Annotated in this window: 15 protein-coding genes; all 15 read right to left on the minus strand. The window is 42.2% G+C overall.

The window, feature by feature from the left end:
- Positions 1-95 precede the first annotated feature (95 nt).
- The gene (locus ACFVRY_RS26625) at positions 96-1,184 is read right to left on the minus strand and encodes a helix-turn-helix domain-containing protein (protein ID WP_387503327.1); all 1,089 of its coding nucleotides are present in this window, start codon (positions 1,182-1,184) and stop codon (positions 96-98) included.
- A gap of 880 nt (positions 1,185-2,064) precedes the next feature.
- Positions 2,065-2,370, minus strand: a complete 306-nt coding sequence (locus tag ACFVRY_RS26630; RefSeq protein ID WP_387503328.1) for a hypothetical protein — start codon at positions 2,368-2,370, stop codon at positions 2,065-2,067.
- A complete protein-coding gene (locus tag ACFVRY_RS26635) occupies positions 2,370-3,317 on the minus strand; it encodes a peptidoglycan recognition protein family protein (RefSeq protein ID WP_387503329.1) in 948 nt (315 codons plus the stop codon). Before ACFVRY_RS26635 ends, ACFVRY_RS26630 begins: the two co-directional genes overlap by 1 nt.
- Before the next feature lie 83 nt (positions 3,318-3,400).
- Positions 3,401-3,754 (minus strand): hypothetical protein, encoded by a 354-nt coding sequence (locus ACFVRY_RS26640; RefSeq protein WP_387503330.1) that lies wholly within the window; start codon positions 3,752-3,754, stop codon positions 3,401-3,403.
- Between the two features lie 413 nt (positions 3,755-4,167).
- Positions 4,168-10,149 carry a DNRLRE domain-containing protein gene (locus ACFVRY_RS26645; RefSeq protein ID WP_387503331.1) on the minus strand — a complete coding sequence of 1,994 codons (5,982 nt, stop codon included), beginning with the start codon at positions 10,147-10,149 and terminating at the stop codon, positions 4,168-4,170.
- Between the two features lie 42 nt (positions 10,150-10,191).
- Entirely contained in the window at positions 10,192-11,418 is a 1,227-nt protein-coding gene (locus ACFVRY_RS26650; protein WP_387503332.1) for a hypothetical protein, read from the minus strand.
- Between the two features lie 75 nt (positions 11,419-11,493).
- Positions 11,494-13,803, minus strand: a complete 2,310-nt coding sequence (locus tag ACFVRY_RS26655) for an RCC1 domain-containing protein (RefSeq protein WP_387503333.1) — start codon at positions 13,801-13,803, stop codon at positions 11,494-11,496.
- Positions 13,804-13,824: 21 nt separating this feature from the next.
- On the minus strand, positions 13,825-15,450 hold the full coding sequence (locus ACFVRY_RS26660; protein ID WP_387503334.1) for a hypothetical protein: 1,626 nt from the start codon (positions 15,448-15,450) through the stop codon (positions 13,825-13,827).
- A 14-nt stretch (positions 15,451-15,464) separates the two neighbouring features.
- Positions 15,465-17,516: a hypothetical protein gene (locus ACFVRY_RS26665; RefSeq protein ID WP_387503335.1), complete on the minus strand. Its 2,052-nt coding sequence runs from the start codon at positions 17,514-17,516 to the stop codon at positions 15,465-15,467.
- A 38-nt stretch (positions 17,517-17,554) separates the two neighbouring features.
- Positions 17,555-18,160 (minus strand): hypothetical protein, encoded by a 606-nt coding sequence (locus tag ACFVRY_RS26670; protein ID WP_387503336.1) that lies wholly within the window; start codon positions 18,158-18,160, stop codon positions 17,555-17,557.
- Positions 18,161-18,193: 33 nt separating this feature from the next.
- Positions 18,194-18,667 (minus strand): hypothetical protein, encoded by a 474-nt coding sequence (locus tag ACFVRY_RS26675; protein ID WP_387503337.1) that lies wholly within the window; start codon positions 18,665-18,667, stop codon positions 18,194-18,196.
- A 144-nt stretch (positions 18,668-18,811) separates the two neighbouring features.
- Complete coding sequence (locus ACFVRY_RS26680; RefSeq protein WP_387503338.1) at positions 18,812-20,050, minus strand: hypothetical protein; 1,239 nt, start codon at positions 20,048-20,050, stop codon at positions 18,812-18,814.
- A 95-nt stretch (positions 20,051-20,145) separates the two neighbouring features.
- Positions 20,146-20,979: a hypothetical protein gene (locus ACFVRY_RS26685; RefSeq protein ID WP_387503339.1), complete on the minus strand. Its 834-nt coding sequence runs from the start codon at positions 20,977-20,979 to the stop codon at positions 20,146-20,148.
- Between the two features lie 14 nt (positions 20,980-20,993).
- Complete coding sequence (locus ACFVRY_RS26690; protein ID WP_387503340.1) at positions 20,994-22,085, minus strand: cell adhesion protein; 1,092 nt, start codon at positions 22,083-22,085, stop codon at positions 20,994-20,996.
- On the minus strand, positions 22,086-23,656 hold a 1,571-nt coding region (locus ACFVRY_RS26695; RefSeq protein WP_387503341.1), incomplete at its 5' end, for a hypothetical protein.

Below are 23,656 nucleotides of genomic sequence, written 5' to 3' on the forward strand. Positions count from 1 at the left end.
CTACATGTAGTAAATAAGTCCCTCATTACATTTCCCCTTTTTATATCGGAAGACCTAAATAAAAAATTAATACCTTCACCAAATCATACAAAATATTACAATATATCAGATTGTTTAATCCGTTCCAGAAATTCTTTAGCAGAAATACCGTAGTTTTCGCGCTTTTCCTCTGACACTCGTATCTTTTTGTCTTTAGCTACTAGATAATATGGACGCTTGCCCTTCTCTATGAATAGTTCAATCTCTACTATCCTACCGGAAGTGCAGAACACCTCAAGCGATTGGGGATCATACTTCATTTCAAAGAAAGAGTCAATCAAGTGCTTAACTTTGGTTTTATCGCCACCTTGATTCTTGAGTATACGCTCAACCATTCCCCTATGCTTATTACGTGCAACTTCATGTGTCTTGTCAGTCGCGTTAATGAACTTCTCATAGAAGTATTGAACGAAGTTGTCATTCTTCCACTTGGTTACATCGTCAGGTAAACAATAGCGACTTCTCCCGCCTAAAACATCTCCCACTTTTTTAGGGTCGCCAGCTAGAAGTACTGAGGTAGTGGTTGATTGTTGTGGGGGAAATAACATATTTGGTTCTTCACTCACATAATTCTGAGGTTTAAATGTGTCCTCACTATCCTTATTTACCATTTCCAAAAGTGTTTCCTTCAGACCTAGCTCTGTCTTATCATTGACCGAAATGTCTCTGAATTTTGTACCGCTATAGTTAATTTTTGAGATAAGATCCATAATACAGTCATATACATTCTCGTAAAGACATGTTTTAATCTCCCTGTTTACCTTGTTGACTGCCCGCCAGAACATCTCAGATACGTGCAGGTGAGGGATCTTATCAATGTCAACCAAGTAATAGGTATTTGTTCTTCCGTTACCATTACGCTCTTTCTGTATAAACCCTTTTTCTACTAACTCATCAACGTACTTGATAGCGGTCTTTTTTGAGCAGTTGCAAGCCATGGCTATCCTTGAAATTGATGGGAACGCTGACCGCCCTTGCTCAAATACATAACCGGAAATAACTCCGTAAGCTATCTTAGCTGTGCCCGATAAATTTAAACTATGTACAACCATTCTTGGTAATTGCACATGCCCTCTATTTACCGAATCTTGATAAACAAACTGCTTTTCAGTTGATACTACCACCTGTCCTTTATGTGCCTCCATCGTAAATCATCTCCTACTCTCAGTAGTCGTGATAAGTATGAATAAAGTTGCTGGATACGAAATAGAGGAACATGTGTTCGCTTTTAGTGTGGTTAAATTTAACACAACTACGTACATTAGGTCAATAGGTAAAATTAGTATGACCATAGAGCGCAACATCGGAAATTCAAACACAAAAAAATTTCCTGACTAATTTACTTAGAGAGAACAAAAACGACCTGAACAGTAGACAATGGAATAGATGTTCTTAAGTCCACCTTTTTGCTAGCATGATATATATACATAAATATTCCTATTATGTAAGGAATTGAAGTAAAATCTCCGGGTTTTTATGCAGTTAGGGTTCGTGTAATGCCAAGACCAATCCCATGACGGTTAAAATATGTTCTAATTCCAAAAGGATCTCATCGTAAGCGAATACAAATCACTGTCTGTTCTGTAGTCCGTATTCGTGGTGATTGTTCTCGTATAATTTATAATTAGTGATTTAATAAACAAAAAAGAAGCCCAAAGGCTTCTTATACTACGCTATACGCTCTTTCCTGTCGCTAATCATCTCACAGCGGAATCAAGAACTACCGATCAGCTGTTACAGCACTTTTAACGCTCAATTCATCCTCGTCAGGGCGTCTCTAATTGATTTTCATTATTAGAAAACCCTTGGCACCCATATAATGTGTGCATAACTTGCTCCAATACATTATCGTGTTTACTACCACATTTCTTACAATCGTAATTCAGTTCAATCATCCTCACTTACTTATGTGTTAGTATAATATTGTTAATCGTGCGATACCTATATAATTTCTTATAGGCGGTCTCTTGGCGAGATACACTCTTCGGAATAACTCTATTGGGAACTTTTGAAGTTTCTCAGATATTATTTTGATTTAAGAATGTCAAATTTCTTGAGTAGACCATTGAGATAGTTTGCACCACGGGATGCTAGAACACCTGCTGTAACCATCGAAGCATACGCGGATAGTCCGGTCAGTCCAAACGGATTGAGTCCGAATGCTAGTGCTAACGTGATACCGATTCCTATAGAAACTCCATAGGTAGTCTTGTCCTTTACAGGAAATACATTCTTGATGATTTCTGTAACTGCTTCAGTTAGGCTGGCCACGAACAGCCACATACCTGCTGCGGCTAAAGTATTAGCTAATACTGCTGATAGTGTAACCATTACTTAATCACCTGCCTTGTGATTATAGCGAAGTTGATTGTAGCCAACTCCCCCGCTGTTAATGTCTCGCTCTCTACCTTCTTAATCCAGTCAGCAGGACTGTTAATTAGTGGTGATCCGTCAAGACCGTTCAGTTTGCTCATTCCGTTCAAACCTTTGACAAATAGCGTTTTTTGCCACGCTTCAAGTTTCATAGGGGAATCATCCTCACTCTCTTCTTTCGTCTTCTTGCTGTTAGACCAAACCCACGAACCATCAGAAATCTTACGTATGTTGACGTTCTCCAATTGTTGAGCATAAGTAAAGGCTGTAACATAATCGGGAAAGTCTTTAAGTTTCTTATTGCCCTGATAGACACTATAGAATAGTTCTTCTACAGTACAACTAGCATACTCTTTGACTACATCGCTCAGAAATTGTGCTTTACTGATCCCCATAATTTTCAGTGCATTTTTAAAAGGATCTGTCTTGCGGGCAGGGTCTAGTTCATTGTGCCCTACGATGTTTTTAGTTGGGCTAATGTTGAATTTGTAGCACAGGTAGGCAATATACCATATATACCTCTTGTAAGACTCTGCATTGTCGATACTACCCTTCTGCCATGAATAGCATAACTCTACACCAATTGCTTCATCGTTAGCGTCGACTCCAAACAAGGCGTTGTCAATAGGTACATTATATAGAACGTGCCAAGCCTTCTCAGGCTTACCTATAGTAGCAGGAATACATTCTATAATCTGCTTGTGGTCTATGAAAGTGTGCGCCGATGCAGAAATATCATTTGCAGAGTTAGTGTAGTAACTTACATTCCCCGCGGCTGTACTACCGTCATTTCCGGTATCGTGTGCTACGATAAAAGTTACCCGTGGCATTAGATTACCTGAACGTCTCTTAGTCTTGTTTGGTAGAAGTTTCTGTACAATCTCATATTTCATCTTGAAAGCCATTCTCAACTCTCCTTTCTATAGTCCCAACACGTTCTTTTCTTCCATCTTCATCGTTCATGAAGAAGTTATTGTTAACTTCATCATTAGGCATTTCCTCCTTGTCTAGTAAGCCTCTCTACCAGCTCTTCCACTTTCTTATTCAGTAATCTATTCTCCGTGATAAGTTCCATGTTTTCTCTACGTAGGACAGTAATCTCGTCACTCAGTCTTTTTACTTCGTCTTTGCTGTCTTTCATTTCTTGGCGCATCTCAGCACGGAAAACTTGTTCGTCCTTCGAGAGCAATTCTCTCTCAGTCACTTTGTCTTTACCTTTGCCGCTGATATACCCGATCACGCCCGTAATTACCGAAACTGCGCCGCCAACAATTGCTACGATGATTCCTACGTCCATATCTTTTGCCCAACCTTTCTCATAGACTGCTTGTAGTAGTGGCAAGTCACATAATCCATGTTTTATTGGGTTATGTACCACTTGATAATGGGAGATGATGCTAAATGAATTATGTTGAGACCTTCCTTAATTACCTACAAACAGCGACAAGAACTCTTTAAGGCACACTAGCGGAAGTTACGAATGAGTCATAAACATATTGGAAAGAATATCTCCCATCTCGAGGTTCTAAAAAGAACAAACGCCACCATCAATTCAGATGATTCGTGCCCTCAAGACTTTCTTCCACTGCTAGTAGGATAGAAAACATCAATTTTGATTAGCATTATATGTAAAGGTAACCAGAAAAGAATGAACCCTATTTACACAGGAATTACTACCAAAAATATCATCCTTCGCAACTACAATATAGGTAAATTCAGACACAAAATAACCCCTACCTAGTAGGGGTTACTTTGTTACATTATGAAGCAGTATCCGTAGTCAGCAACAACGTCAATAGTTGATACTAAATCGTTACGATGAGGTATGTTGACCTTAGATGGAATTGTGCGGAATTGCCATGTTTCAATGAACGATGGAAGGTCTGCGTTGTCGCGTTGCCTTACCACGATTTCACCATCAAAATCCTTGTCAGCACTTCGTCTTACGGTAACCGTAGATTCTAAGTCAGAGTTCGCAGTACGTCTAACGGTAATGCTACATCCTAGTAAGTCAGCACTCTCCATAATTTCAAAACGCATTGGAATCTCTGAGAAATCATTTCTGCGTACAATAATTTTGGAGTTAATAAATTTCCATTGGATGGTGTTAATACTACCGTCAAGTTCGCTATTGCCTCTAACCTGTACCGTAATCTTACTTGGCTTATTTGATTCCATAGAACGTCTGACCACTAACATGGAGTTCAGGTCGTTTCTGTAAAGAACTTCAACACTGGAAGGCAAGTCGCTGTCATCTACAGGAATGATGAAGACCTTACCTGTCATTTTGTTTACGCTCGCTACTCCTACTGTAGAAGACAAGTCTTTGTCAACCCTGTAGATAATGCTTAGGTCTGAAGGTAGGTTCCCTCCCCCTTTAGTTTTAACTGTTAAACCAGAAGGAATGTCGATACCATCGTACAATACGACCGTTACACTACTTTCAATGTCCGCTGTAGGCGTGATACCTAACAAGCCCTCAATATCGCTCTCTCCAACAGGGATGAAGTCGACTTGACCTGTCATGCTATTGTCGAAACGTACTCCTAGTGTTGAAGGCATGTCGTAACTTACTACCGGACGGATTGAGGATACGAGTTCGTTTGTGCCCCATCCAATAATATCAGCCGTGCCATCCATCGTGTTGGTTTCCCTAACAGCGATTCTAGCAGGAAGGTACTCCTGAAGACCATACATAATGTTGACGGTAGCTTTAATCTCCTCACTACCTACTGCCATAACCAACATCTTGCCGAGTCTATCATTGTGACCAAAGACTTTAGGTTGAATTGTACCAACAATCTGAGACCATTCTTGTACTTGCAGAATGGAAGGGATCTCTGAGATGAAGCGATTCTTAACTCCAATTGTGCCCTTCAGATCGTTGTCAGCGTAAGCTGGTACAGAGATGACTGAGAATAAATTACCGGAGATGATCTGGATGAATGAAGGTATCATGCTTGCGCCTACAACGGCCATATTTCCAGTTATATCATCCTTGTACTTAACGTAAACTACTGCATCCAAAACCCTGCTGTCGGCATATACAACGTCTATGTTTGATCGAGTATCACTTACATTGATAACCGACAAGCTCGATTCCATTTGCTGTCTGCTTACGTTTAGTGAACCGGCTAATTCGTCTTCCTTTGTCCCTCTGATATGAAGAGTAGAAGAAAGATCACTACGCTCTTTAACCGTAAACGTTAGTTCAGTGTTACTGCGGCTGACGGCTAATACCCCAACCATTTCATCCAAATTCTCAACCTTGATCTTAACCTTAGAGGGTACATCGAAAGGCAGTGTAATCTCAGCACTAGATTGAATCTCAGGCTTAGATACTGCGACGGTGCTAATGAGGTAATCGAACCACATTGGTTCTATATTCAGCTTGGACTTTAAATCCTTCTTGAATAGAACCTCTAACGTGACTTCAAGACTGTCTTTTGAAACCATCAGTGCTGAAGGAATCTCACTCTCTCCTACAACCGTAACTACATTGATTGTGGAAGGTAAGTCTTCTTTTCCATCTTTATAGGTAACATTGACAAAGATTTCAGAATACAGGTCTCTTGTTAGGTTACGTGCAACTATTACCGAACCAGCAATGTTATCCTCTCCATCGAGACGTTTAACTACGATGCTGGAATCTAGGTCTGCACATTCAGTAGCCATGATAGTAACAGATCCGTCCAAGCTCGGTCTTGAAACAGTTACCTTTGAGTTCAGATTTTCTTCCGGATTCCGTCTGACGGTAAACCGAAGCTCAATATCATTGTGCGGTAATACGTAAATGCATGATGGTCTCTCTTTAATATTGACATTCAACCATGAGAAGAAGTCTTGCTCCCCAATGACTTTCGGTCTAATGATAGATGGGAGGTCCACCCTGTCACGTATATAGAAACTAGCTGGAATCTCAGGTCTGCTCACCGTGATCATTAAGTCGATGGTGTTGAATGATTTCTCAGCCACCCATAGACTTACAGGTACATCGAAAGGACTGCGGTGGACTGCATTAATCGTAGAAAGCATATCCGGTCTGCTGACATCAATTATACCTGTGAACTCATTATTTCGAGTTACTTCCAGGGTGGAAGGAATGTCCGAATTCAGCCAAGCAGGTACTCTGATTCTCAACTTAGAGTTCAAGTTCTTACGTGAAGGCACCCTAATGCTAGTGTCGATGTTAGAACGACCGAAACTCCAAATTGCAGGGTCGAAGTACGTAACTACTAACTGAGCTGCTTTCTTAGCTTCCTTAGTAAAGAAGTAGTCAGAGTCAGGTTCACTCTCATCCTCAGCAAGTACGTAGAAGCTGATTAAGTTGTTCCCCGCCAAGTAGTTCTCGCTAACAAACTCTTTGACGTTGAAGGAAATATAACCATCCATTTCATTTATTGTGAACGTATCAGAAATCTCTACGCCTTGCAGTGGTTTGTTGCCCCAAGTAACTCCGGTCTCTGACCACTCACCATTCACTGCGAATAGCTTCAGCTTCTTGGTTACTGGCTTACCGTAGAACATACGGAGTTCAACATAATCGACTAAGTAACTATCTTTTAGTTTGAAAAGGTCAAATCCGATAAGGGAACGTAAAACCTTACCTTTATAGTTTCCTACTGCAAAAGTGGTCTCTTCACCATAGTTTAGAGTTGGTACATCTTCTCTAATATATGCATCCTTGATGGCTTCTAGCGTTGAGTGCTCACGTACTGGTTGTACGATATCCACTACACCTGTCATCTTATTTGTAGGTGTTACGCCCATAATACTTAAGAGAGCTGCCGCCCCACCTTCAACGACATTAACATTGGTTGCAATGTCACTGTGGGCACGAATCTTAGCCGAAATTTTAGAAGCCAACTCCGACATGTCAGGATACATGACTTTAATTTTACCGTTTATGTCTGCACGATAGGGTATTGAGATCTTGCCGTAAATACTGTCATTATGCAGAATATATACTTCAGAGTTCAAATCAATGGATTCTGTCCTGCGAACAGTGATTTTACCATTAAGGTTCTTGGTAATCCAAACGTCAATGTTAGCAGTAATGTCTTCCTTGTCGCTCTGTCTAACTATAATCTTGCTGTTTATGGTGCTCTCAATGAATTGACGCACAACGATTTGTCCATCCAACACATTAAAACTGTAGACATCAATTGTGGAATCTATGTCACTTACCATCCGAATCCGGACAACAGCTTGACCTTCAATATCTCCGTTACCATAGACAGGCACTTCAATTCTACTGAACAGGTATCCAGAGTTTACTCGGATATTGGAAGGGATCATGCTTGCTCCAACAATGTCCATCTCAGAAGGGATATCTGATCTGTACAGGACATATGTCTTGGAAGATAGGCTAGAAGAGTCTGATTGGCATACAGTAATTGTTCCGGTTAAATCTAAGTGTAGTCTAGGGGTGATTGTCCCCCTCATGTCCGGTCTGGATACATCTACAGATGAATTCAATGGTTTGTGTTCAGTACGTCTCGCAGTTACACTACCATCCAGTAAAGAGTAACCATTTACCTTAATATTGGATACCAAAGATGGTCTGCTTACTGCAATGTTACCATCCACTTTATCAGAATCAGAGCGTCTTACAGACAGTTTACCCAACAAGTCAATGTACGGGTTAACCTCAATGCTACTTACTAACTGGAATCTGTTAGCTGTAATGCTTGAAGGTATGTTGGTGTCTTTGCCGCCCTGAACGATAATTTCACTTTCTAAGTCGTCACGGTACAGTATGTAGATGCTACCAACCCGGACTCGCTCACTAATCATGAAACTGGACTCTAAGTCTTTGTTATCTGAACGTACCACTGTAATGCTACCTGCTTTATCATCGTAAGGTCTAACATAGATACTTGCAGGTCTTTCCTTAACGTTTACTACAGCCCAACCATAGAGAGGTTCTTCAGCTTCTACTCGAACTCCCAACTGCAATTCAAGGTCAGCAGTATGTTTTACATACAACTCCATTGGCAAGTCTGGTTTGGATATTGTTATAGTACAGTTCTCTAGGTCGTATAGATCACCTTCACATACAGATACTGCTGCGTCTAGGTCATTCCACGTATTCATCCTAACTGTAGCTGAACTGCCCATGTCCGGTCTGTTAACTATGAAGCGAGATGGCCAACTTTCATCCCTGTTGCCGTTAGGAGTTACATTAATCTTAGACGATATTTCATCCTTGTCTGACTTCTTAAATACGTTCATCTTGGAAGTCAGGTTCTTGAATGCAGGATGAACGACTAGGATTATGGTATCAATTCCAGAACGGCCAGTGCTTCTGATAACTTCATCAAAGTACGTGTATTCGATGGTAGGTGCTAATGACTCACCTGCATCCATTGAAAAGAACTGAACCGATGTGTCACTTTCGTTTACCGCCCGTAAGTAAAGATCAAGGTCATGCCTTCCTTGCCCCTTGGCTTGCAATACGAAATCAGTTATGTCAAAGGTAATAAAACCTTTATCTGTGTCTGTCAGATAATCTCCAACGCTCACTACATTTCCAGAGTCCGGTTGGTTGTTCCACGTCACCCCATACTCCGACCAAGTGCCATTGACGGCTCTAAGTTCAAGTGGGATCGTTGGAGTTCTTCCTAGAGAGTGCTTAAACTTGGCAACGATCCTCTCAAGCTTAAAGTCACTCGTCATACTCAGAATATCCGAGATATCAAACCCGATAAGGCTTCGGAATATTTCAGACTTGGATTCGCTGTAACCAGTTAATAAGGTCTGCTCCCCGCCATAGTTCAGCTTAGGGTAAGCTTCACGAATGAACGCATCACGTTTAGCTGTGATGGTGTCAGTCATTCTTGACGGCTGTTGAATGTCTACGATGGCAGTCATTCTATTGCTTGGAGTTACACCTAGCGTCATTAGTAAATCTGTCACTTGTTTTGCGTTGATTTCAGATACAATGTCGCTATCGTTAGTCCCCCAAATATCTGTAGTACCCGTCATGACGTTTCTCATACGGACACCAATTCTACCGTTTAAGGAAGACGTGCTGACACCCATGGCGAAGATTCTTGAGTTAAGGTCACTATCTCCCCGCCCGAAAATCTCTACTTCCCCGCCCATAATGTTCTTCTCACGAACTGCTATGTGCGTTTTAAGGTACTCATTACCATATCTCTTGACTTTTACATTAGAACCAAGGTCTGAATCTCTAACACCCCAAATGAAAGCAGTAGCATCCATTATATTGTTCTCACGAACTGATATGGAACTCGCTAAAGCTTCTGTGATTGGGGGAGATACTGCGACCTTACTTACAATCTCAGTTTTGTTGTAAAGTACTACTCCATCTACTTCATGACTAACTGTAAAGTAAGAATCAATAGGGTCAGTCAGGGTATCTGCTGTAAACGTCATTGACCTAGAGTACAGCCCATGATTTAAAGTAAATGCGTATGTGTCGTAGCCATAAACTTTCGTGCTATGTTTCACACCTAAATTGAGGGTGGATTTTATCGGCAATGTTTCTGAAGATGCTGTGAATACCGTCGGTACGTTAGCCGCCACTTTATGAGTAGCGCCAATGCTTATACTGCCCCTTATCGGCAATGTTGTTGAAGATGCTGTGAATACCGTTGGTACGTTAGCCACCACTTTATGGTTAGCCGCCAGTGCCACGGGTTGAAGCTTTTTTATAACAACGTGCGAAGCCTTAAATCCAGTCTCTGCACCGATGATGGATGACGCTGACAATTCAATCACTTCCTATCCCATTGTATTGAGATGAAAAACCCATTACTCTGCCGAAGTGACTGTTACAGTTATATTGAACTGCCCCGCACCCGAAACCCCAATTTGGGTCTTTACTCGAACGAATAAGTCAAACTCCCTGCCCGGAAGTATGTTTAAGTTATTAACTGACATTGGATTGTAGTTATCTTTAAACGTACCGTCCATGCTAAACTCAAGTTCCGTTTTGGTCGATACCCCATCTGCCCTTACCCAACCAACGTCAATCCCCTTAATCGTATATTTGTATCCGTTCTTTAATCTAACCTTCTTTATCTTAGAGATGCCGCCTTCAAGTACCGCCCCAAAATCGATGTTGGATATTGGTCTTCCTGCATCTAACATTAGAAAAGCTTTGAAGTCTTCGAACCACAACTTAGGGAAGGTTACAGGTTGTACAACCCAATAAGTATTAGCAATATTTCCTTGATTCGCGTTTAAGTTAAACATGTAGTTAGGGTCTTTAAGTGTAGAATCAGGATAAAGTGTCACCATTCCCGTTGTTACACCAGACCCCAAATAACTAATCCTGCTACTTTGGTAAACGTTCAGCATTTGTTGCAGGCTTACTGCTGATGTTATACCTCCAACAACACCGCCGAAATAGGTAATATTACTCACAGTACTTTGTGTATTTGAAGCCCATACATTGTAAAGAAAAGAGGAAGTAGTCGACATATACCCCATAACCGCGCCTACGTAGTTACCGTACTGCCTTATGTCTACATCTAGCACGTATACGTTACGTATAAGGCCGTTAATTAGGTGACCTATAATTGCACCGGAGTATGCATTGGCATAGAACCTTCCACCTTTCACATAGACATTTTCAATCGAACCACCCGTACCCATGTAACCACATATGGCAGATTGATACGTGTAAGCTGTAGCTTGGATATCAACATTCTCCATGCCAAAGTTTTTAACAACACCAGTGGCGCCAATATACGGAAATAATCCACTATAATTTGCATTCGGGCGTGAAAAGTAGTTTTTTATTAAATATCCATCTCCATCAAAGGTGCCCATGAATGGCGTGTTATGTTTAATAAGAAAACCTACTCCTGTGTTGTACGGTAGTACGTTAAGGTCTATATCATTAACAAGCTTTGCACTCATCTTAGTGTTAATGGTGTCTACTTTATTTAAGAACTCGAATAGATCATACGCATCTTCGATTAAGTACGGTTTATCAGCAGAGCCGTCCCCGCCCCCGTACATTCCATTAGCCATTTATATAACCACCTCTCGATTAGTAGTAGACAGAAAAAATCCCTTACCACCATTATAAGATAGTAAGGGTTGTTTCTAGCTTTTCTTTGGATCTGCCTTGGTTAGGATATCAAACATTCCTCCCCACATGGCTTGTCTATTAGTTGTTATGCGAACATAAAAACTAATCTTAGCGTTGTGGTCAAGTTGCTCAAGGTAGGCTAAGCTATCACTGGGCTCAAAAGGCGCATCCAGTTTACTTATTTCAGCTTTAGCATTTACGCCGTCAAGTTCTCTATTATCCACCCACAGACGCACATTATCTACAGGGTAACCTAGAGTGTTCTTAACGTACACACGCTCTGCGGCAGTCGTCTGCCCCGCCACGATAGTCCCAAAGTCAAGGTACTTGATCACTTCACCAAAGTCATCTGAGTAAAATGATTCAGTTGCGTCACAGAATAGCAATCCAGAGAACATGCCCATAAATGTGATATCCAAGGACTTCGCTCCACCTAGTTCATCCAGGGTCTCGATGCGGACGATGTTGTTCTGCTTCTTCTTAACTTTGGGTCTAGGGATGGTATACTGGATAGTCAAAGGTACTGGATTATATCCGGTATAGCCGAATTCAGGGTAAAGCTGTTCTCCATTCAGTATTATACGATACTGTACTTTATCCCCATCAGCATCAACCACACTCGCGTTGATGAAATTACCTAGAACTGTTCCGGTGATGGTTGGTGCTGTATTGGTCTTGATTATTACCTGAGACCATGTGAACAGAGTCCCTAAGTCATCCTTCGCCTCAATCTTTAATGTGTTTGCTCCAACGTTAAAGTCAGCATTGTTTAGAACAATACCTATGTTGGCAGGAGAGGGCTCAAATTCTGTAAATCCTGAAGTCGGGTATTTTTGGTTGTTATTTAGCAGGACACGGTACTGGACTCGATCACCCTCAGGGTCAGTTATATTCCCTCCCAAGGTTACGTTATCCTTGTGAATCTGCCCCGCTGACAAATCAGGGTAGACTTGTGGTGCTTGGTTAACTTTTGTTGTACTCCAAGCTATTCCATCAGTCGCTCCAAACTCATCTATAAGTTCAAGCAGGACTATATTTGTTCCTAAATCAAAGTAGGTATGTGGCAGGTCTTTGTTTAAAATGAAGTCTGTTAGCTGTGGCGCAGTCCAACCGACACTAGGAAACCTTTGAACACCGTTCACACTTATTTTATAAGAGGTCAGCTTCTTAGACACATGGTCGATTGTCGCAGTAAGCTTAAAGTCATCTTTGTGAAAAGAGGTAGTAGCTGTTACGTTAGCGAATAAGAATAACGCTTCCGCCCCCCCCATTAACCGCCTAACTCCGTTATTAATCTGCTTAAGCGTGGTAACTGCTACGTTAGTGTTGTTAGCTTCAGCTATTCCCAGCTGTCCGAAGTTATTTCTACCTGCGCTATACGCTACGCCATCTACACTAAGTACCAAAATGTGCTCATAACCCATGGCCACCTGACGCACATTGCCCACTACTTTTCTAGGGATTGGGTTAATATTACTTGTGTTGCCTAGAGCAAGTTGCCCATAGTTATTATATCCGAACGTATACAAGTCCCCATTTGAGGTTACTAATCCTGTAAAATAGGTTCCACAAGCTACAGACCTAATGCTATCCATAATCATTACGGGAGTGACGTAAGCATTACCCGTACCGTTGCCTACAGCGTTACCCGTTTGCCCATAGTAATTGTAACCCAAGCCCCACGCTGTCCCGTCATTCTTTAACACGATGGTATGTCCAACACCGCCATCTACCTGTCTAACCTCCTTAATAGAGAGTCTGAAATTGGAATACTGAGTTGTATTACCTAGACCTAGTTGACCGTAGTTGTTCTGACCTGCGGAATACATATCACCGTTTTCTTTAATAAGAAATGATGTAGTATAGCCCGCCCCAATGTGTTTTACACCGCTATCCACTTTACTTGGTGAGTAGTGGTCATTACTGCCATTCCAACCTAGTTGATAGTAACCGTTATAGCCACATGTGTACACGTCACCATTTTTCTTAAGAATGATTGTATGAAGGTAACCACAAGCTACTTCTTTGACATCCGTCATAATTTTCATGGGCGCTATGGCGCTCCCACTTCTCCATCCTGTACTATGCCCCAACTGCCCGTAGTAGTTATATCCCATTGAATATAAATCGCCATTCTCAAGGAGAATCATGGAGTGATAAGTCCCTTCTGATATCGCCTTTACATTAATCATGTTCGGTATAGCTTTAGGTACATAACTGTTAGCACTTGTATACCCTAGTTGAGAATAAGCGTTGTATCCGAATGAGTATGCTTTTCCATCGTTTCCTATATACATGGAATGGTAAGCGGATTGTGTACTCATATGTGTCCTCCTATCGCCCTATTAAGCAGGATCTCCTACGACTCTTATGTCGAAGAAGCCTCCGCCAATGGCTTTACGTGTCGTATTTATTCTTACATAGAAAGGTATGATATCCCCGTAGTCCAGTGGAGGAATGTTAAGATAGGCAGATGGAATAAATGGATTGTCAGTTTCGCTTAACTCTACTACCTCTTCCACAGGGTCTAAATCTATCTGTGCCACCGTTAAGGTAATATTATTGATTGCGTATCCCACCGTATTTTTTAAGAAAATCTTAAAAGTACTGGAAGTACTTCCAGCCACAATACTACCCACCTCAAGGTACTTAAGCACCTTTCCAACGTCCGTAGAGTAGTACAAACCATCCTCAGCCATAAACATGAGTCCTGAGTAATCTATTAATGGTGTATCGCTCCATAGGGTAGTCTCCCCCAGGTCGTCCTCCACCTCAAGTGTCACCTTATGTGTGTTACCAAAAGATATAAACTCGTCAGGTATCTTGTATTGTACTTCAGCAGGTGATTGTAGGTACGGAGTCCAAGAGCCTACTGTTGGTGGATGAACCTGAACATTGTTAACCAATACCCTGTACCGCATCATATCCCCATCCTCGTCTGACAGAGTAGCGAATAGCATCTGACCTTTTACTGCCGGGTCTGAAATGGTTGGTATGAGGTTGTTCTTTTGGATGACAACAGATCGGGCATTGGTAATCCCCATATCATCAGTCAAGTCCACCCGAATAGTGTTATCACCCACAATCAAGTCAGTATTCCTGATTGTATAACTGTAGCTGAATGGTGTTTTAAATAACCTCGATTGACCTGTTTCCGGATACTTCTGCAGTCCGTTAAGAGAGATACTAAACTGTACGCTATCCTTATCAGCATCAGTAAAAAGCAGGTCAAGGAGTATATTATCTTTGTGAGTCACAGTAGTACTAAAAGTCATCCCCACATCGGGGGGAGTGTTAGTCCTCATCAAGTCCACAAAATTTAATTCATAGTTGGATATTTGGTTGTTTTCATCAACGGTTTCTACAAAGATTGTCGTTTTACCTAGCGGGAATTTACTTGCAGGGAACGTGTGCTTCGCATCTATCGGTAGTGCGAACGCGGGTGAATATCCACTATCTGGATATAGTTGTTGACCACTGTCAGTGTAGATTCTGTATCTCGCAGACACTTCTTCAACGCTATTCAGTTTAAAAGTAAGGTCAACGTTTTCTTTGTGTGTGAAAGGTGGATTAACCCTTAAGTTAGTGATTTCTACTACATTATGTTCAACCCAAAAGTCAGTAATAAATCCTGAGTCCTCCCCAGCGTTTACACTGTGATCTTTAGAGTATGATAACGTAAGTGTGTGATTACCGGGTTGCACTTCCTTTTCGAAGATAGTCCATCCTTGAGTACCGCTTATACGAGCGATCTGCGAACCATCAAAATTAAGTGTAAACCAATCAAAATTACTCTCACTACTGACTCTATACTTAAAGTGTATCTTTCCGGAACTAGGGAAATTGTATGTCATGGTGCATGATGTTGATTGACTGTGACCGATGCCAGCAGTCCCTAATTGCCCCCCAATATTTCTATAAGCCCCCTTCCAAGGGAATACTAGAGGGCTAAATGTCTCAACTATACGCATGTTCTACCTCCTTTCTAAAGTGCGTCACCTGTCACTTTGATTTTGAATATGCCGCCGCCCACAGCATCATTATTTAGTGACAGTCTCAAATAGAATTTAAATGAGTCACCGGTGTTGAAAACTTCAGGGTAAGTGAACTCACTCTGCGGTATAAAAGGTGCGTTGGTATTACAGATTTCAACCTTCTCTGTGATAGGGTCAAGGTCTCCTTGGATTACAGATAATTTCACATTCTTCACAGGGTATCCAAGAGTGTTCTCCACCCCTACTTCGAAGATACCGGACTGCTCCCTTGCATAAAGAACGCCTACGTCAAGATACTTCAAAAGGACACCTACATCAGTGGTGTAGTATTCGCTCTTAGAATCCTTGAACATCAGACCGCTGTAACCAAGCACACCATTGAATGCCCACGTCCCCGTGTCACCCGCCGTATCAATAACCTCTACTGTTACAGCGTTAGGTTGGTTAGTTCTGACCTTTTTTCTAGGTAGCGTGTAGGTTGTTGTCAGTGGTGGATGGAAGGCGATTGAGAATCCAGACTCAGGTAAAATCTGCTCACCATTCAAAAGGACTCGATACCTGATGTCATCACCGTCAGCGTCATCAAATGTCATTGTGAGCGTGTTTCCCTTTAGTATCGCCGTAGCTGTAGGCGCTGAGTTAACCTTTGTTACTACACTAGTACCTATTACAGATGAAGTGTTAGTCTTAAAGTTATCCTTGACTTCAATAGAAATTTCGTTGCGACCTATCCTCAGTTCATCTGCCCGAAATGCACGTCTTACTACCAACGGTGACGTGTATCCTGATACAGTCCAATCACTATAAACTACATCGTTCACCAAGATTCGATACGTCATCAAGTCAGTTACTTCATCGGTAACGTTGGCTTCAAAGATGGTGTTTTCATCATGTATAGTAGACTTAGTCACTGACGTTACGATCACTGGTTGATTATTTGTAATCGTCACATCAATCATCTTCCGTGATACCGCCTCGTAGTTATCCTTACAGAATATTGTCACAATGTTAGCGCCTATTTTAAACATCGAGTTGGGTAGTACTACACTAAGATTAGTCACCGGAAGTGGGAGTAAAGTTTCGTAGTCTTTTGCTATTACCCCATTGACTTCCACTCTCCAACTTGCGGAAGATGATGACACTCCATTCTCTTGAACAAGGTCGAATGAAAGGGGTATATCCAACCCATGTTGTGTAGTTTCAATATTTATGTTGGTAGGTACCGCAGTGGACAGAAATAACGTCTTTATAACATTACTTGCCACAAAATAGTAGGCGATACCACGGTTTGTAGGATTAATTTGAATACAACCTGCATCACCGTTAATCGGAGCCACTCCGAAGGATCCTAGATTACCTTGTCGCAGTACACCTTGAATAACAGCGCCCGTATTAGCGTTAAAGCACCCCAATAACCCATCAGTTTCATTTGATCCAGAACCCCAATATGCCTTGTTGTTGGTTACTAGTAGACCACTTCCAGTGTAACTAGAGTCCAGTGATAGACCATTACTTGCTATAAAACACATGAGATTCATTGCCTTAGCCTTTTCCCTTAAGTCCCATCTATACAGCCCCATATTAGCCCTGTTCCAAAAGTAAATGTATTGCCCACCGTCCCAACCACCCCGGCTATATCCGGCACAAGTTCTATCAGCAACGTCATACTGAGTACGCCTTGATATTGTTTGGTTGGTTTGATTTATTTCCCAACCAAACAAAGCACTATGGCTCTTAGACCACCCTATTAAATAGTCCTGCCCGTTTTCAGTATAAACGGCATAGGAGTATGGTACGGAACTGTTAGGTTCGCAGATGTAGGTTGTGTAAGTGTCATTAGAGTACCAGCTAACATTCCGCACATATGATCCTATAGTGCCACCTGTATCTTTATTATAAACACCTACATTGTACAGAGATTGGTGGACTACATAAATGTACTTATCGCCTACCATAACATCTCCAATAGTGCTTCCACTCGAACTTGTGGTAAGTGTAGATGCTTGACCTGTAAAGTTTAAGTCTCCCATTGTAAATGGCATAGCCATTCCTCCTTATATAGAAAAGGACTGTCTTAGATTCAAGACAGCCCGAAATTAACTTCTCCGCCCACGTCTTTTCTCAGTGGAGCATTGATTTCCTCAACGATGCGGTTGTTCTTTTTGATAACTAACACCCCGTCTAGTTTCTTGTCAGCTACTAGCCAGAAGTTCATGTACATTGCTTGTCCAAAAGGAATTTTGCACGTAGCCTTAAACTGGAATGTCACTCCATCTAATTCGATGACTGACTTATATCCAAAGTTGTACTGGTTGATCATCGTGTTTGTTAGCCCACCCCCACCTGCCAAGTTTACAGTTGACTCTGCATCCTTGTAGGTGATGATATCGCTGAACTTCCCGCTATGACCAGTTAGGTTATATTCTTTCTCACCGTGTCGATAAATGACTTCGATACCTGCCCCGTTGAGATTGAAAACACCATCGTACTCAAAGAACAGTTTATAATTATGTCCCAGAATTCCGAACCGAATCAATTTGCTTTTGTTAATGCTGTAAAAGCTGTTCTCTTTCCCGGTAATAAGATCAAATTCGGCAAGGTAAGTACCGTCATAGTACTCACCCAACCAAATGAAGTCTTGAGCCACAGGGGAAACTCCACTATGGTCATTGAAAATTGAAAGCATATAATTACCCCTTCATTGTATTGAAGTTATTTTTTACACGTACTGGTAGGAAACACGGGTCAGGAATGTTACTAGACCTGCTGTAGCTGTTGGTGGTACGTTTGCACGTAGCGTAACTTTACTCATATTTGCAGTGGTGTTAGCTGTGTTAATGTTACCGTCATTAGCCGCCCCTTTAATTGTTTTAGAAGGTGTGTCAGCTTTGGATGCACGAATATCTTTAGTCACAGTACCGCCGATCGCTGTAAATGTAGATTCAGATAGCGACTCAACCTTAACTTCAATCCAAGTGTTTGTTACAAGTTCACCTGTGTTACCACCGGAACTATCCTTGGTTGTAATCGTACAGTTCTGCATGTCCGAAACGGCTGTTGCGCGACCACGGTTATTCCAAATCAATACAGTAAATGTGGGGGACAGTGAACCTGCGTCAACTGTACCAATATCCCATTGTGTTACCTGCGAAGAGTTATCTGCGGTATACCAAGAAACTTCTGGTGCGGGCATTTAATTACCTCCTTATTTATCGCAAGAGTTACCTCTTGACTGTTATCTCATTGCTAAAGTCAATATAAGATAGCAGGGTGAATCCTTAACATTTGTGTCGTAATAAAAATAATAAAAGACCCCTTCTTAAGGGGTCCATCTGTCCTACAGAACTTTCTTGTATTTCACAAACACTACGTCAGGAATTCCCTCAGTCACCTTAAGTGATTCAGGCGCGAAGCCAAAACCGGTTACGTTGCCGCTCACATCAGTCTTGTAGTCGAAATTAATGCCAGGCGCTTGTAGCTGACCGTTGACGGATAGCAAAACTGTCTTAGCTTTAGCTACTCCTTTTACAAGGACGTACTCCGTCTCACCGCCGGCAGCTTCAAATACTTCCTCTTCGTCTTCGGTCTCAAGTTTGTTCAATCGGTCACTCTGCGCCTTAAACTCAGCATCAGCAACCGTCTCAAGGTCAACGATACGTCCCTCAGCAGTACCGAAGTCCCCTGCTTTGAAGTACCCGTTGGCAGAGTCAGCGTCACGTTCAGCAACACCCGCAGTTAGTGCTTCAAGTTCTACTACACGCTTTGCCAAATCTGACAGGACAGCCTGTACAGTTAGACCAGTGTAGTTAGGGTCTACGACAACCCCTACGAGACTAGCACCCTTGTTAGCCGCAGTGGAAACCAAATCATTACGAATTAAAGTATCCGCCTCAGTACGTGCCTGAATCTCATTAGCGATTTGTGTCAATACGTCAACTGCAAGGTTGGCATTACCGTCATTATCTAGCGTACCGCCACTGCCGTAAATATCCTTCATCAACTGATTAAGGTTCATGTAGGCTTTAGCATCGACTGCATCTGCTACGAGACCTGCGCCACCGGACACGATTGCATCTACAGGGATTACGGACAGGTTGGTGCGTGTAATGTACTTGTAGTCAAGAGTAACAGCGTCAACGAACGTATAAGCTGTCTCTACTTCAGGGTTACCTTCCAAGCTGTAGAAATCCAGGTAGAACTTATCAGCTTCCTTACGCACCTTACCGTAAACTCTATCTCCGTCAGGATCGATGAATGGGAAATCAGAAGTGCCATTCTTACGTAATTGCAATTCAACGCCAAGTACCGTACCTTCAGTATTGGAGTCAACGGCTTCATTGACGTTTAGAATGTGCTCGGTAATCTCAATGGAGTTCTCCCCCGCACCGACACTTACATCATTCTTCTGAACGAACACATCAATCTTCGTATCCTCAAGAGTCTCACGGTGTGCATGGAAATCAATGTCAAGATATTTCTCATTGATTTTGTTTTGTTCATCAAAGTGAGTATTCCGCATCAGTTTGTTGTTCAACTGCTCGCCACGGAATCTTGCTAAACCTCTAGTTCCTGCCATATGTCTTCACCTCTTTCTGAGTCATACAGTGTCTCTTGACACTGCATATACATTATAGGTTGGCAAAACCAAAAAATATTTTGACCTTGTAATATTTACCTGAGTTTTACCACTAACTCTATGGTAACCCCTTCGATACCTTCACCCCGTTCTACAACGTTAATTCGGAAATGTTCATCCTTAGCAATACGGGGTACAGGTACGCTGTATGGTCTATCTGAAGTGCGGCTAGAGTGTTCGTTAGCATCAATTATAAGAGTTGTTACTGTGTCCCACTCAGGCAAGCCAGTATCGTAACTATCTTGCGTGCATCTCTCTATTAGAAATGAAGTGTCATCGGCCCCAACACTAGAAGCAGAAGCATAAACCTCCATGATATCTCCCTCATACGGGAATCGCATATTAAGTTTTGCTATGCCATCAAACACCCTACTCAGAACAAAAACCATAGTCTTGGTCTCCATCCTACGCTCGATAGAATCAAGCCGAGTGTCAAGGTTAGGGTATGGCTGGTCTCCATCCTTGTACTTCCTAGCCGCCCTGACTTCATCCTCAAGTTGCTTGAATCGAAGTTCATCAATAGAACCGGTTCCTTCACGCACACTCTGCTTCCAGTTACGGATATAGATTTCATCGCCTACGTGCAATTGAACAGGTTGTCCTGCCAGTGGGGTGTCGCCTTCGTAAACACCTAAGTCCAACCGGATTGTGGTATTGTTGACTTCCTCATAACCGCCACCTTCAAGCAAATGCTGACCATTGACATACACATCAAGCTGACTTGTACCCATCGCATACTCATAATCAAGTGCGATATATAACCCTCTGCCTGAGTCGATGTACACTTGGTCTACAATGATTTCTTGTTCATCCCAATTCTGAGTAATACCACCGCCATAGCGGCGTAGGTTCATTTTAGTACCTGCCATTAACACTCACCCCCTTACGTATGGTTTATGTCTAAAATAAAGTGCAACGGCTTAATGTCAAGCTTATTACCTGTCCGCTCTACCTTCATCCAGAACTTCTTAGACTCTAGTGAATCAAGGTCACCCATCTCTAGCAGCTTGGAGAAATCTCCTGTAGGCATGTTATTACCATCATCATGGCATATGTCGGCCCACTCATACCCAAAAGTCTCCATATATTTCAATATCCCTAGTGTGATATTAAATGCAGGCTTCTCTTCTGACGGATTTACTAGCGACATTTGAACTAGAATCTGATTGTCATACATCGTACCTAAATAAGTATCCTTCTCCTTATTCAGTTCCTTACCGTTCCAGACAACCTGCATATCAGTCCCGAACAGGTACACATCCCCGCCGTAGATATCAAATGATCCAAGGCTAGATAGCAGGTTTCCATGTGTATCGTAAACTCGAATAATTCCGTTGTAAGGCATTAAGGGGAGCTCGATCTCACACCCCGTCCAGTTTGGTTCTACCTTTGCTGAGGCGATAGAGTTACCATCTGGGTCACAAAGGAAGACAGAATACCCCATTGGAAGATTACCTACCGTAAACTTGTTGCTTTTACACACAACAATCCGCTCAAGGTTAATGTTCTGGAAACCATCATCCATCCGGTTCTTTAGGACGACACCCATCTTCTCAGCCATCAATGGAGCGGTGTCAAATATTTCCCAACCATTACCACGGTTCGCAAAGAAAGACCACTTGTTACCTTTCTTCATTGCTCTCCAACGGCTATATTCCTGTACAGTGGTATCCTTACTTTCTAAGAACTCTAACCTGTGGTAGCCATCTTGCCAGATGATAATACCGCCCTCATCCAATAGTTCTGTAGGTATGTAATCGGCGGTTACCTCCATAAGTACGGTCTGTTCTTCTGGAATGTCAAACATTAGCGATGTATCACTTTCGGTATGCGGGATAACTACCTGACCGAGCGTTTCATCTATCACAATGGATTCGCTCGGGGAAAGGGTATAGCGAGAATGAATATTCCCGCTATTGAACTTATCATCGAAGATTAGCCCGTCCCACTTCTTATAAATCCCCAATAATCTCACCTACCTTGTTTTCTTCCAATTCCATATGCTCCATGATGCTATCTTACCGATGATTAGCCAAATACGTGGTTTCTTAGGTTCTTCAGGAGTCTTGAGTACGCCGCCCTCAATCTGCTCAATGACTGTCTCTATCTCACGTTTAGGCCGCTTTGCACTCTCAGGTCCATCAATAGAAGTCACTATGAGTTTCATAGGTCTTCTTGCGTTCTCAGAACTATCTGTGTTCACCTCAACGACCTTTTTAGGTCTCTTTGCTTCTTCTGGTTTACTTATTGAAGTCTCCATTGGCTCTCTGGTATTAGTTACGTCAGAGTCATCCGCAATGTTAGTGACAATCTGTTTCTTCTTACGAACCGCCACGTCAGTTTCATCTATAACTGCATGATTATCTGCTGAACCATTGTCTGCCTGCGTGGTTCTGTAAAGAACTGCATCACTTTCCTGACCACTTTCTGCTGTATGTGTACCATGAACCATGGCTTCCCTGCTCACAGTACTGTCAGCCAGATCACCGCTTTCAATGACGGCTACTTTATTACTGTCATCAATATAAGCAGCTTCGCCTTCATGGAGAACGCCAGTGGAAGATCCTTGTTGAGAAGCACTCTCTATAGCATGTAGGTAGGCTTCCTCAGTAAGCTCCTGTTTCGCCCACTCAATCTTTGTGTCATGGATGAAGTGACCTCTGTCGCTATAATCTGCAAGTTTCGTCTCTTGGATGGTGGTAGGTTTGCCACCGTCTGTAAGGTGAGCACTTAATGTCTCACTTAAACTACCATCCTTGCTTGATTTGTTACTAGCGCCTTCTAGCTCAGGTAAAACAGCATCTCTACTTACGCTATGGTTAGCTCTCTCCAGTTCCGGAAGTACACCATTTCGGCTTAATGCGTTACTAGCGCCTTCTAATTCTGCTAAAACAGCATCTCTACTTACGCTATGGTTAGCTCTCTCTAGCCCTGGAAGTACACCATCTTTGCTTGATTCGGTAGTAGCACCTTCTAGTTCTGCTAAAACAGCATCTCTACTTACGCTATGGTTAGCTCTCTCTAGCTCTGGAAGTACACCATCTTTGCTTGATTCGGTAGTAGCACTTTCTAGCTCAGCTAAAACAGCATCTCTACTTACGCTATGGTTAGCTCTCTCTAGCTCTGGAAGTACACCATCTTTGCTTGATTCGGTAGTAGCACCTTCTAGCTCAGCTAAAACAGCATCTCTACTTACGCTATGGTTAGCTCTCTCCAGTTCCGGAAGTACACCATCCTTGCTTGATTCGGTAGTAGCACCTTCTAGCTCAGGTAAAACAGCATCTCTACTTACGCTATGGTTAGCTCTCTCTAGTTCCGGAAGTACACCATCCTTGCTTGATTCGGTAGTAGCACCTTCCAGTTCTGCTAAAACAGCATCTCTACTTACGCTATGATTAGCTCTCTCTAGCCCTGGAAGTACACCATCCTTGCTTGATTCGGTAGTAGCACCTTCTAGCTCAGCTAAAACAGCATCTCTACTTACGCTATGGTTAGCTCTCTCTAGCTCTGGAAGTACACCATCTTTGCTTGATTCGGTAGTAGCAC

Source organism: Paenibacillus sp. NPDC057934 (assembly GCF_042887565.1).
GTDB lineage: Bacteria > Bacillota > Bacilli > Paenibacillales > Paenibacillaceae > Paenibacillus_AQ.